11 protein-coding genes are annotated in these 12,774 nt (G+C 73.6%); 7 read left to right on the top strand and 4 right to left on the bottom strand.

Translation table 11 applies throughout. The features are described from left to right. The first annotated feature begins 21 nt into the window (after positions 1–21). The 3 genes from ACY34M_RS23855 to ACY34M_RS23845 all read left to right on the top strand — a co-directional run bounded on the left by ACY34M_RS23855 (position 22) and on the right by ACY34M_RS23845 (position 4,819). Positions 22–2,619 (top strand): ATP-binding protein, encoded by a 2,598-nt coding sequence (locus ACY34M_RS23855; protein ID WP_462720071.1) that lies wholly within the window; start codon positions 22–24, stop codon positions 2,617–2,619. 99 nt (positions 2,620–2,718) lie between these two features. Beyond that, positions 2,719–4,134, top strand: coding sequence for an FAD-binding oxidoreductase (locus tag ACY34M_RS23850; protein ID WP_462720070.1), 1,416 nt, complete (start codon positions 2,719–2,721; stop codon positions 4,132–4,134). A gap of 52 nt (positions 4,135–4,186) precedes the next feature. Next, positions 4,187–4,819, top strand: coding sequence for a DUF6629 family protein (locus ACY34M_RS23845; RefSeq protein WP_462720069.1), 633 nt, complete (start codon positions 4,187–4,189; stop codon positions 4,817–4,819). Here the strand turns inward: ACY34M_RS23845 and ACY34M_RS23840 are convergent. From ACY34M_RS23840 to ACY34M_RS23825, 4 genes are all read right to left on the bottom strand, one after another. Continuing rightward, positions 4,806–5,192: a hypothetical protein gene (locus ACY34M_RS23840; protein WP_462720068.1), complete on the bottom strand. Its 387-nt coding sequence runs from the start codon at positions 5,190–5,192 to the stop codon at positions 4,806–4,808. The two genes, ACY34M_RS23845 and ACY34M_RS23840, sit on opposite strands and share 14 nt — an antisense overlap. Positions 5,193–5,285: 93 nt before the next feature. Continuing rightward, positions 5,286–5,672, bottom strand: a complete 387-nt coding sequence (locus tag ACY34M_RS23835) for a hypothetical protein (protein ID WP_462720067.1) — start codon at positions 5,670–5,672, stop codon at positions 5,286–5,288. Between the two features lie 86 nt (positions 5,673–5,758). Continuing rightward, on the bottom strand, positions 5,759–8,293 hold the full coding sequence (locus ACY34M_RS23830) for an ATP-dependent Clp protease ATP-binding subunit (protein WP_462720066.1): 2,535 nt from the start codon (positions 8,291–8,293) through the stop codon (positions 5,759–5,761). A gap of 120 nt (positions 8,294–8,413) precedes the next feature. Further along, positions 8,414–9,352, bottom strand: coding sequence for a GlxA family transcriptional regulator (locus ACY34M_RS23825; protein ID WP_462720065.1), 939 nt, complete (start codon positions 9,350–9,352; stop codon positions 8,414–8,416). 210 nt (positions 9,353–9,562) lie between these two features. Between ACY34M_RS23825 and ACY34M_RS23820 the strand changes: the two genes are divergently transcribed. The 4 genes from ACY34M_RS23820 (at position 9,563) to ACY34M_RS23805 (ending at position 12,742) form a co-directional block, all read left to right on the top strand. Next, a complete protein-coding gene (locus ACY34M_RS23820; RefSeq protein ID WP_462720064.1) occupies positions 9,563–10,234 on the top strand; it encodes a DJ-1/PfpI family protein in 672 nt (223 codons plus the stop codon). 88 nt (positions 10,235–10,322) lie between these two features. Further along, the gene (locus tag ACY34M_RS23815; protein ID WP_462720063.1) at positions 10,323–10,646 is read left to right on the top strand and encodes a hypothetical protein; all 324 of its coding nucleotides are present in this window, start codon (positions 10,323–10,325) and stop codon (positions 10,644–10,646) included. 2 nt (positions 10,647–10,648) lie between these two features. After that, entirely contained in the window at positions 10,649–11,116 is a 468-nt protein-coding gene (locus ACY34M_RS23810; RefSeq protein WP_462720062.1) for a DUF2269 family protein, read from the top strand. A gap of 87 nt (positions 11,117–11,203) precedes the next feature. After that, the gene (locus ACY34M_RS23805) at positions 11,204–12,742 is read left to right on the top strand and encodes a PstS family phosphate ABC transporter substrate-binding protein (RefSeq protein WP_462720061.1); all 1,539 of its coding nucleotides are present in this window, start codon (positions 11,204–11,206) and stop codon (positions 12,740–12,742) included. The last annotated feature ends 32 nt before the right edge of the window (positions 12,743–12,774 follow it).

Raw genomic sequence — 12,774 nt, 5'->3', positions numbered from 1 at the left:
TTTCGGTGAGAAAATCCACACGTGGACGGGGGGATCCTGGAGCGGGATCTCGAGCTGGGGCGTCTGGCCGACGCCGCACGGGAGGCCGCGGCCGGAGCCGGCTCCGTCGTGCTCGTGCTCGGAGAGGCCGGAATCGGCAAATCGCACCTGGTCCGGGCGCTGCCCACCGTGCTGCCGCCCACCGCCCGGCTACTGGTCGGCCACTGCGACGACCTGGCCACGGGCCGCCCGCTCGGCCCGCTGCGCGACCTCGTCGGCAGCGTGGGCGCCGAGCTGGCCCGCGCCGTGCGGGACGCGGGCGACCGGCAGAGGATCTACGAGGCGCTCCACGCCGAGCTGGCCGGCGCCCCGCATCCCCCGGTGCTCGTCGTGGAGGACGTGCACTGGGCGGACGAGGCGTCCCTCGACGCGCTGCGGTACCTCGTGCGCCGCATCGAGCGGCTGCCCGCCGTGCTCGTCCTCACCTACCGCGACGACGAGCTGGGTCGCGGTCACCCGCTGCGCCAGCTGCTCGGCCAGTTGTCGGGCGCGGCCCGCGTGCACCGCCTGCCGCTCGCACCGCTCTCCCGCGCGGCCGTGGGCCGTCTGTGCGCGGCGGCCGGGCTGGAGCCGGCGCAGGTGTACGCGGTGACGTCGGGCAATCCGTTCTTCGTCGCCGAGGTACTGGCGGCGGGCGGCACGTGCGTCGTGCCGCCGACGGTGGTCGACGCGGTCCTGGCCCGGCTGCGCCGCCTCGACGACCCCGCGCGCGACGCCCTCGAACAGCTCGCCGTGGTGCCCTCGGCCGTGGAGCGGCCCCTGGTCGACGCGCTGCTGCCCGGCGGCTGCGCCGCACTGGCGGCGGCCGAGCAGGGCGGGCTGCTCGTGGTGGCGCCCGACCGGGTGGCATTCCGGCACGAGATCATCCGGCGTGCCGTGGCCGACTCGCTGCCCGCCGCGCGCCGCATCGCGCTCGACCGGGCGGTGCTCGCCGCGCTGGTGGCCGCGCCGGACGCCGACCGCTCGCGGATCGTGCACCACGCGGCGGCGGCCGGCGACCTCGACGCGGTCGCGCGGTACGGGCCGGACGCCGCGCGGGACGCGGCGCGGGCGGGCGCGCACCGGGAGGCCGCCGCGCATCTGCGGCTCGTCCTGCGCCGGCGCGAGCGGTACGCACCCGCGGAGCTGGCGGATCTGCTGGAGCGGTGCGCGGTCGAGAGCTACACGATCGGCGACTCGGTCACGGCCGTCGCCGCGCAGCGGGACGCCGTGCGTCTGCGCCGCGTGCTCGGCGATCCGCGGGCGCTCGGCGCGGATCTGCGCTGGCTGTCGCGGATCCACTGGTGGGCGGGCGACGCCGGGGCGGCGTGGGCGGCGGCCCACGAGGCCCTCGCCGTGCTCGAACGGGCCGGTGACGAGCGGCTCCTGGCGCTCGCCCTCAGCAACACGGCGCAGCTGCGGATGCTGTCGGACGCGTACGCGCAGGCCGTCGAGTACGGCGAGCGGGCCCTCGCGCTGGCCCGTGCGGCGGGCGACCCGGCGATCCTCTCGCACGCGCTCAACAACGTCGGGACGGCGCGCTGGCGGGACGGGGATCCACTGGGGCAGCGGCAGTTGGAGGAGAGCCTGGCGGTGGCGCTCGCCTCGGGCGAGGTGGAACACGCGTGCCGCGCCTACGCCAACCTCGTCTGGTCGCTCCTGGACGATCTGCGGTTCACGGAGGCCGACCGGCACCTCGCGCCCGCCATCGACCTCGCGGACCGTGCCGAGCACGTGGGCTTCCTGACGTACCTCCACGTCGAGCTGGCCCTGCGCAAGTTCGCCGCGGGCGACTGGGTGGCGGCCGAGCGGTACGCGCGGCTCGGCGCGGACGTCTTTCCGCCCGCCCGCTGCCCCGCCCTCACGGTCCTCGCGCGGGTGCGGGTGCGGCGCGGCGATCCCGGCGGCGGCGAACTCCTCGACCAGGCCTGGCGGATCGCCGTCGGCACCCGTGAGCTGCAACGCATGGGTCCGGTCGCCGCGGCCCGCGCCGAGGCCGCGTGGCTGCGCGGCGACGCGGCGGGCGTGGTCGCCGCCGCCGAGGCGGTGCACGAGCGGGCCCGCAGCCTCGCCGCGCCGCAGCGCTTCGAACTCGGCTACTGGCTGGCGCGGGCGGGCCGCCCCGCACCTCGGAACGGCTCGACCCATCCGTACGCGCTCCAGGCCGCGGGCCGCTGGGACAAGGCCGCCGAGCTGTGGCGCACGGCGGGCTGCCCGTACGAGGAGGCGGCCGCGCTCGCGCAGAGCCCCGACCCGGCCGTCAAACTGACCGCGCTCACCACCCTGGACGCGCTGGGCGCCGCACCGCTCGCCCGCCTGGTCCGCGCGGAGCTGCGCCGGCTCGGCGTACGGCGTGTCCCCCGCGGCCCGTACGCGGCGGCGCGCGGCAACCCGGCGGGGCTGACCGACCGGCAGCTGCAAGTGGCCCGGCTGCTGATGGCGGGCCTGACCAACGCGGAGATCGCCGAGCGCCTCGTCGTCTCCGTGCGCACCGTCGACAACCACGTCCACGCGGTCCTGGAGAAGCTCGACGCGCCCACCCGGCGCCGGGCCGCACAACGGGCGGCGGAACTCGGCCTCACGGCGGCCGACGAAACGTAGGTACCCGCGGGCCCGAGGTGGGTGGCGGCCACGCATGCCCGGCCGTGCGCGACGCCCGTAGAACGGGGCCGACGACACCCACTCCCGACGGGGGACCGCATGACCACGACACCCGAACAGGCCGCACGCCGCGAACTGAGCGGATTCAAGGGGACGTTGACGGGCCCTTCGGACTCCGGCTACGAGGAGGCCCGCGCCGTCTACAACGCGATGATCGACCGGCGCCCCGCGCTCGTCGCGCGCTGCGCCGACGCCTCCGACGTGGCGCAGGTGATCGCCTTCGCCCGACGGCACACACTGCCGCTCGCGGTGCGCGGCGGCGGCCACCACGGCGCGGGCCTCGGCACCTGCGAGGGCGGCGTCGTCACCGACCTGTCCCCCATCAACGCCGTCGAGGTCGACGCGGGCGCCCGCACCGTGCGGGTCGGCGGCGGCGCCACCTGGGGACTCGTCGACGCGGCGACGCACGAGCACGGCCTGGCCACGCCCAGCGGCATCATCTCCACCACCGGCGTCGGCGGCCTCGCGCTCGGCGGCGGACTCGGTCACCTCACCCGGCGCTGCGGACTGACCGTCGACAACATCCTCGGCACGGAGGTCGTCCTCGCCGACGGGACGACGGTGCGCGCGGACGCCGACACCAACACGGACCTGTACTGGGCGATCAGGGGCGGCGGCGGCAACTTCGGCGTCGTCACGTCCTTCACGTTCCGGCTGCACGAGGTCGACACGGTGGTGGCGGGGCCGACGTTCTGGCCCGCCGAGCAGAGCGCCGAGGTCCTCACCGCCTACCGGGACTTCCTGCCGTCCGCGCCCCGCGACGTGGGCGCCTTCTTCCTGTACGGCTCGGTGCCTCCGGCGCCGCCGTTCCCCGAGGAGCTGCATCTGCGGAAGGTGTGCGGGGTCGTGTGGTGCCACACGGCCGGGGATCCGGAGGCCGCGGACCGGGCCATGGCGCCGTTCCTCGATGACCTGCCGGCGCCGATGCTGCACGCGGTCGCGCCGATGCCGCACCCGGCGATGCAGTCGATGTTCGACGGCCTGTACCCGCCGGGTCACCAGTGGTACTGGCGGGCCGACTTCGTCCGCGAGATCCCGGACGCGGCGGTGGAGCAGCACGCCAAGTTCGGGCCGCAGACACCGACCATGCAGTCGACGATGCATCTGTACCCGATCGACGGCGCCGCCCACGACGTCGGCCCGTCCGACACCCCGTTCAGCTACCGGGACGCGCGCTGGTCGAGCGTGTTCGCGGGCGTGGACCCGGACCCGGCGGGCGCGGACCTGGTGCGCCGCTGGACGGTCGACTACTTCGAGGCCCTCCACCCGTTCTCGGCGGGCGGTGCCTACGTGAACATGATGATGGACGAGGGGCAGGAGCGGGTGCGGGCGAGCTACCGCGGCAACTACGCCCGCCTCGCCCGCGTCAAGGCGGCCCTGGACCCGGACAACGTGTTCCGCGTCAACCAGAACATCCAGCCGGACCCGGCCGCACGGGACAACGCCAGGCCCTAGGAGCGCACCCCCACAACGCGCCGCCCGGCCCCCGGAAACGTAGCGTGGTCGCATGTGCTGGAGTGCGACGGCCGATCTGGTGGCGGGTGGCGCGATCACCGCCGTGGGCGTGGGATGTGTCGGGCGCGCGGTGCGCAACCGGCCCCGGGCCGTGCCGCTCGCGGCGCTCCCGCTGCTGCTCGGGGCGCACCAGATCATCGAGGCGGTGATCTGGAACGAGGGCGGTGGCACCGGTCCCGCCGTCGTCGCGTGGGCGGCGATCGCGCTGCCCCTGCTGCCGCTGTGGGTGCCGGTGGGTGTGTGGTGCGCGGTGGCGCCGCGCGTGCGCCGTCGGCTGATCGTGCCGCTCGCGGCGGGCGTCGTGACGGCGGGGGTGCTCGCGTACGTCCTGGCGACGAGCACGGTGACGGCCGAGGTCCGTGGGCACACCATGGGCTACTCGATCGGACTGCCGCACGCCGGATGGCTCCTGGCGGGCTATCTGCTGGCGACGATCGGCTCGCTGCTGCTGTCGGGCGAGCGGGCCCTGGTGCTGCTGGGTGCGCTGGCGGCGGTCGCCGCGGCAGTGTGCGCGGCGCTGTGGCGCTGGGAGTTCGTCTCCACGTGGTGCGCCGGCGCCGCGCTCTGCTCGGTGGTGCTCTACTGGTGGCTGCGGGACGAGTCCCGTACGGTCAGCCGCAGTTGAGGTTGCTCACGGGGCTGATCTGCTGGCCCTGGGCCGGGCCGCTGTTCCAGTACAGGATCACCCGGTGGTCGTGCACACCCGCGCATCCGGCGCTGAGCGAGCCGCTTCCGCTGCCGACCCAGGTCTGCTCGGCGTCGTCGGCCCAGCCATACCAGCGCGAGCTCTGCAGCACCGCCTTGAACGTCCAGTTGTTGGCGCAGCCGGTGCTGGTGGCGGTCGCGGTGACGGTGCCGGGCGGGCCCTGGACCGGGACGCCGGGGTCGGACTGGCAGCCGTCGGCCGCGACGGCCGGGGTGTGCGCGGTGGCGAGCCCGCCGAGGGTGAGGACGGCGGCGGCGAGCACCGCGCGAAGCGTGCGCTTGGTGTGGTTCATGCGTACACGGCTACCAGCCGCCCGCCGCCGTCGACCCCGGCCACGCGGTCCGCGTCCCCCTAAGGGGTCAGCGGCTGTGGCACGGGGCTGCCGTCAGTCGGTGATCGTCACACAAGGCAGGCCCACGCTCTCGCCGCCGCGGAAGCCCTCGGCGCACAGTCGGGTGCCGGGCGCGAAGTGCCGCTGCGGGTAGGCCTGGTCGCGGTAGGTGCGGAACGCGTCGACGTCCTCGACCTTCGTGTTCGCGGACCAGCCGTCGGTGGTCCACACGCGGGCGCTGATGCGGTGCGGCTGGTTGGTGTTGATGACGGACACCTCGACGCGGCCCAGGTAGGTGCCGGTGTCGTAGGTCTCGATGCACACAGCGTTGTTGCACCACTTGCCGTCGGCGGCGGCCGGCTGGCCCACGGCGATGACGCAGCCGAGGGCGGCGACGGCCGCCGCGGCCGAGGAGAGGATCTTCTTGAAGGTGTCCCGCACGGGGTACTCCCTGTGTCTCGTACGACGTGGCGCGCGGAGCCGGGTGTCCGCGCTTCGCGCGCATCAACGCCGTACGCGACCAGGGGTTACGGCTCCTTCGTCCGGACGGTGAGGTCCCCTTCGTGCACCTCGACCCGGATCCGGTCACCGGCCGCGAGCTTGCCGTCGAGGAGCATCCGGGAGAGCCGGTTGTCGAGCTCGCGCTGGATGGTGCGGCGCAGCGGGCGCGCCCCGTACTCGGGCTGGTGGCCGCGCCGGGCCAGCCAGTCGACGGCCTCGGGGGCGAACTCGACGGCGATGTCCTGCGCGTGCAGTCGGCGCCGGGTCTCGTCGAGGAGGAGGTCGGTGACCCGGGCCAGCTGCTCGCCGCTGAGCCGCCGGAAGATCACGATCTCGTCGACGCGGTTCAGGAACTCCGGGCGGAAGTGTTCCCGCAGCGGGCGGAGCGCCTGTTCGCGGCGCGCGGTCTCGTCGGCACCCGCGCCGTCGGCACGGAAGCCCAGCGCGGCGCCGCGTCCGGCGATGGCCTCGGAACCGAGGTTGCTGGTCATCACGATGACGGTGTTGGTGAAGTTCACCGTGCGGCCCTGCGCGTCGGTGAGCCGCCCGTCGTCGAGGACCTGGAGCAGGGTGTTGAACACGTCGGGGTGCGCCTTCTCCACCTCGTCGAGCAGAACCAGCGAGTACGGGTGGCGGCGCACGGCCTCGGTGAGCTGTCCGGCCTCCTCGTGGCCGACGTAGCCGGGCGGCGCGCCGACCAGGCGGGAGACGGTGTGGCGCTCCTGGAACTCGCTCATGTCGAGCCGGACCATGCGGTCCTGGCTGCCGAAGAGCGCCTCGGCGAGGGCGCGGGCCAGTTCGGTCTTGCCGACGCCGGTGGGGCCGAGGAAGAGGAAGCTGCCGATGGGCCGGTCGGGACTGGCGAGCCCGGCGCGGGAGCGCAGGACGGCCTCGGCGACGGCGGTGACGGCCTCGTCCTGGCCGACGACCCGCTCGTGCAGATGCTGTTCGAGGCCGAGGAGGCGCTCCTTCTCCTCCTGGGTGAGGCTGCTGACGGGGATGCCGGTCTGCCGGGACACGATGTCGGCGATGTCCTCCGCGGTCACCTCGACGATGTGACCGTCGCCGGGGTCGGGCTCGCGGGCGCCCTCGATCCTGCTGGTCAACTCGGCTATGCGGTCGCGCAGTTCGGTGGCCCGCTCGTACTGTTCGGCGGCCACCGCCTCGTCCTTGTCGCGGGTGAGGTCGTCGACCTGGCGTTCCAGGGCGCGTACGTCGGTGGTCTTGGTGCGGTCGCGCAGCCGTACGCGGGCGCCCGCCTGGTCCATCAGGTCGATGGCCTTGTCGGGCAGGAAGCGGTCGGTGAGGTGGCGGTCGGACAGGTCGACGGCGGCGAGCAGCGCCTCGTCGGTGTAGCGGACCTGGTGGTGCGCCTCGTAGCGGTCGCACAGTCCGCGCAGGATGTCCACGGTGTCCGTCGTCGACGGCTCGGGGACGAGGATGGGCTGGAAGCGGCGGGCTAGCGCGGCGTCCTTCTCGATGTACCGCCGGTACTCCTCCAGGGTCGTGGCACCGATGACGTGCAACTCGCCGCGCGCCAGAGCCGGTTTGAGCATGTTGCCGGCGTCCAGTGAACCGCCTTCGGAGCCGCCGCCCCCGCCCGCGCCGACGACGGTGTGCAACTCGTCGATGAACACGACGAGTTCGTCCGGGTGGGCGCGGATCTCGTCGATGATCCCGGTGAGGCGCTCCTCGAAGTCGCCGCGGTAGCGGGTGCCCGCGACGACGCCCGACAGGTCGAGCGTGACGAGGCGCCGCCCGCAGAGTGTCTCGGGTACGTCGCCGTCGGCGATGCGCTGGGCGAGTCCCTCGACGATCGCGGTCTTGCCGACGCCCGCGTCACCGATGAGCACGGGGTTGTTCTTGCCCCTGCGGGAGAGCACCTCGACGGTCTGCTCGATCTCCTCGTCGCGGCCGATGACCGGGTCGAGGCGGCCCTGGCGGGCCCGGTCGGTGAGGTCCTCGCCGAAGCGGTCCAGGTTGGGGGTGGCCGCCGCGGGCCTCGCCTGCTGGCCGGGCCTGCTCTCGGCGGGGCCCTGGGGCGGGGGCTGCGGGGCGGGTCCGGGGGTGAAGCGGGCCTGGTTCAGGAGGTGTCCGGCCGCCGAGTCGGGGTTGGCGGCGAGCGCGAACACGATGTGGTCGGGGCCGATGTAGGCGACGCCCGACTCCCGCGCGATCACGTGCGCGTCGAGCAGCGCCCGTTTCACGGCGGGGGTCACGGAGAGGGACTGCGGGGTGCGGTTCGGTTCGCCGCTGCCCGCGTGCCGGTCGATCTCCCCCGCAAGCCGGTCGGGGTCGGCGCCGGCCCGTGTCACGAGGGTGCGGGTCGGTTCGAGGGAGAGCGCGGCCCACAGGAGGTGTCCCGTGTCGAGGTCGCCCCTGCCGTGCTCGGTGGCGTAGTTCGCGGCCGTGGCGACGAGGTGGCGGGCGGGCCCGCTCATCAGCCTGCCGATGTCGATCTGCCGTCGACCGCTGCCGCCGCCGCTGCCGAGGAACCGCGCGAAGAAGTCGCCGAAGGGGTCCTGCCCGAAGCCGTCGGACCCGGTGAATCCGCTGCTCATACCTTTCCGTTCCGGCGGGCGCTGCCGGTGTGCGACAGCACTGCCTCGTCGCCGTCCGTCCGAGGTGCGCGTAGCCCACTGCGGCGTGGATAAACGTGGTGGGACGTACGGGCGGGGATGTCAGGCGAAGGTGCGGCGGTACGTCTGCGGGCTGACGCCCGTGGTGCGCTTGAAGCGGTCACGGAACGCGGTGGGCGAACCGAAACCGACCCGGGCGGCGATCCGCTCCACGGGGTGGGCTGTGGTCTCCAGCAGGTGCTGGGCCTGGCGGATGCGCGCGCGGTGCAGCCACTGCAGGGGTGTGCTGCCGGTCTGCTCGCGGAAGCGGCGCATGAGGGTGCGGGTGCTGACGCCCGCGTGCGCGGCGATGTCGGCGAGGCTGAGGTCCCGGTCGAGGTTCTCCTGCAGCCACGTGAGGAGCGGTTCGAAGGTCGAGCCCTGCGGAGTCGGGGCGTGGTCGTGCACGATGAACTGGGCCTGCCCGCCCTCGCGTTCGAGCGGCATCACGGAGAGGCGGGCCGCGTCGGCTGCGACCGCGGAGCCGTAGTCGCGGCGGATCATGTGCAGGCACAGGTCGAGCCCGGCCGCCGCACCCGCCGAGGTGAGGATCTGCCCGTTGTCGACGTAGAGCACGTCGGGGTCGACCTCGATCTCAGGATGGCGCGCGGCGAGCGCGTCGGCGCCGATCCAGTGGGTGGTGGCGCGCAGGCCGTCGAGGAGCCCGGTGGCGGCGAGGGGGAAGGTGCCCGAGCAGATCGAGGCGATCCGGGTGCCGTCGGCGGCGGCCTCCCGCAGCGCGTCACGGACCGTGGGAGCGAGCGGGGCGGTGGGGTCGGCGGTGCCGGGCACGATCACCGTGTCCGCGCCCTTGAGCCCGTCGAGACCGCGGGGCGCGCGGATCGTGAACGTACCGGCGTCGACCTCCTCCCGCTCGGCGCACACCCGCACCTGGTAGCCGGGGCGGCCGTCGGGCAGCCGGGTGCGGCTGAAGACCTCGATGGGGGTCGCCAGGTCGAAGGGGATCACCTGGTCGAGGGCGAGGACGGCGATGGTGTGCATGGCGGGAATCTAACCCATCGACCAGTTCTCGCCACACCGATCAGACCGCGCTCAGACCGTGGCCCGAGTCCCCAGAACACGGTCATGGCGGTTGGCGGTATCCCGTTGACAGTCGTCACTATTGCCACTGGGAGACCGGCTCGCGCCTGATTAGCGTCGACGTCGATCCCGGCCGGACCGGGCGCGTGACCTGCGAAGGACCCCTCCCCCATGCTCATCCAGATCGTCCTGTTCGACGGCTTCGATCCGCTCGACGTCGTCGCCCCCTTCGAGGTGCTGCACGCGGGCGCCGTCGCGTCCGGCGGCGCGGTCGACGTGGAGCTGGTCTCGGCCGAGGGGCCGCGCGAGGTGGTCGGCGGGACCGGTGGGCTCGCGCTGCGCGCCACCGCCGCGCTCGATCCGCAGCGGGCGGACATCGTGGTGGTGCCCGGTGCGTCCGGCCCCGTCGGCGACCCCGGCGGGGTGCCGGACGAGCACGCGACGGACGCCACGATCCCCGTGCTGCTCGGCCGCACGCTCTCCACCGGGCTGCCCGCCCTGCTCGGCGCTGCCGTGGCCGACCCCGGGACGACGGTCGCGACGGTCTGCGGCGGCTCCCTCGTCCTGGCCCTCGCCGGGCTCATCGAGGGGCGCCCCGCCACGAGCCACCACCTGGGGCTCGACCTTCTGGAAGCCACCGGCGCCCGTGCGGTGCGGGCCCGTGTCGTGGACGACGGCGATCTCGTCACGAGCGCCGGCGTCACCTCCGGACTCGACCTCGGACTGCATCTGCTGGAGCGGGAGGTCGGCCCTCAAATCGCGCACGCCGTCGAGGAGTTGTTCGCGTACGAGCGTCGCGGCACGGTCTGGCGGGCACAGGACCCGGCCCCCGCAGCCTTCTGAACCTTCGATCGATCGAAAACATCCACCGACCATCGGCCGATCAGGGCCGGCGGCCGATCAGGAACACCGAGAGAGGAACCACCCCCGCATGTCCGTCGAAGGCACCTGGGACCTGTCCATCTCCACCCCCATCGGCACGATCGCGGCCGTCGTCGAACTCCGCAGGGAGAGCGGGACGCTCACCGGGGTCGCGCACGGTGCGGGCGAGGACGTCCCGCTGCGCGAGATCGAGTTGTCCGGTGACGGTCGACTCACCTGGAAGCAGGCGGTCACCAGGCCGATGCGCCTGAACCTGGCCTTCGCCGTCACCGTCGACGGCGACACCCTTTCCGGTACGTCCCGAGCCGGGCGGCTCCCGGCGTCGAAGGTGACCGGCGCCCGGCGCCCCGAGCCGGCGGGCGCGGGGCACTGACCATGACGAAGCTCCTGCTCATCCTGCATGTCCTGGCGGCCGTGCTGACCGTCGGGCCGGTCACCGTCGCCGCGAGCATGTTCCCCAAGTCGCTACGTGGCGCGCTCGGTTCACCGGGGGACGCAGAGGCACTGGCGACGCTGCGCACCCTGCACCGCATCTGCCGCGTCTACGCGGGTATCGGTGTCGCCGTGCCGCTCTTCGGGTTCGCGACCGCGAGCAGCCTCGGGGTGCTCGGCAGCGCGTGGCTCATCGTCTCGATCGTGCTGACAGCGGCCGCCGCGGCGGTTCTCGCCGTGTTCATCCTGCCCGCGCAGGAGGCGGCGCTCGACGCGGTCGGGGGGCCTGAGGCTCCCGCACTCCCCCGCTCCGCCTCCCAACTGGCCATGCTGACAGGCGTGTTCAATCTGTTGTGGGCCACGGTGACCGTGTTGATGATCGTTCGCCCCGGTTCCACGACCAGTTCCTGACGGGGACGTTGAACGGACGACGAACAGTCGGCGAAACCCGATGTGCGGACCCGTCGAGCAGCCCGGCGGGTCCGTACCGTCGCGCGCATGGGATGGCTCGAGATCGCCCTCACCACCGCCGGGCTGCTCATCGGCGTGGTCTCCGTCGCCACGCCGTTCGCGGCCGACCGCAGGGCGCGGCGCAGCAAGCGCGTCGGGTTCCGCAAGCAGATGGACATGGCGATAGGGCACAACGGCCCGCCGGACGAGGTCGATCCGCGCTTCGGGCTCTTCAACGACCTGCCCGACATGCGCGACGCGACGCTGGTGCTGCTGCGGATCGAGAACGACGGCTCGCGGCTCGTCGAGGCGTCCGACTACATCACCGCGAACCACGGGCTGACCGCCGAGTTCCGGGGCCGCAGCATCCAGGCGTTCGATGTCACGCTGCCCGATGAACACCGCAGTCTGTTGAGTCACTTCGAGGACGACCCGGGCCTCGTCGACGTGGCACCCGGCAAGCTGCACATCCCCAAGGTCCCCCTGAAGCCGGGCGCGTACTACAAGATCCTGGTGCTGCTCACGGGCGGCAGCGAAGGGGACGCGGTCACCGTCACCGGTGACATCAAGGACGGCAAGCTGCACGAGAACCACAGCCTCACGCCGGACGAGAAGCCACCGGTGTTCAGCAGCCGGGCCCGCTGGACCACGGTCACCCTCGGCGTCGCGCTGATCGCGGCGGCGACACTGCCGCTGTTCACGCCGTCACCGCTGCCGGACGACTGCGAGTCGGGCAGGCTCCGGCTGACCGGGTCCACGGCGTTCGCCCCGGTGATGAAGGAGCTCGCACAGAAGTACCGCGGGCATTGCGGGGACGAGCCGCGGATCACGGTCGCGGCGCGCGGCAGCCGTACCGGGGTGCGTGAACTCGCCCTGTCCGGCGAGGAGTCGGGGAGCACGGCGGGTGTCATCGCGTTCTCCGACGGGCCCCGCCCCGCGAGCTACACCCGGCTCAGCGAGAGCCGTGTCGCGGTGTCCCTGTTCACGCTCGTCGCGCACGACGACGTCCGCCTGACCAACCTGTCCGTGAGCGATGTGCGGCGCGTCTACCGGGGAGAGGTCCGCAACTGGTCGCAGGTGGGCGGGCCCGATCTGCCGGTCGTCCTGGTCAGCCGGACCTCGGGCTCGGGCACGCGGTCGGCGCTGACAGCGCGGGTGCTCGCGGGCGCGGACGAGCCGCCCGCGACGTCGGACGACTGCGTCAACCGCACGGCCAGTGCCGCCGCCCGCGTACTGCGCTGCGAGCTGGACTCCACCGAGCAGGTCCTGGACACCGTGGCGCACACACCCGGCGCCCTCGGTTACAGCGAGCTGCGCGCCGCGTCGCCGCCGGACGCGCCGAAGGGCCTGCACCGGCTCACCCTCGACGGCCACACCCCGGATCCCGACAGGCTCGACGCGGGCGGCTATCCGTACCGCGAGATCGAGTACGCGTACACCTTTGGTCGCCCCCCGGCGGACTCGCTGGCCTCCAGCTTCCTCTCGTACGCCGTCGACAACGGCACGGGCAAAGGCGTCGTCGCCACGCACGGTCACCTTCCGTGCGGGACGCCGGTGGGGCTGCGGGTGTGCGGCAGGGACGACTGACGGGTACGGCCGCGGGCGGCACCTCGCGGGCG

This window comes from Streptomyces sp. EDA2-14 (genome assembly GCF_054963755.1).
The sequence above is the reverse complement of the archived record's forward strand: the minus strand, read 5'-3'. Positions and strand labels throughout refer to the sequence as shown.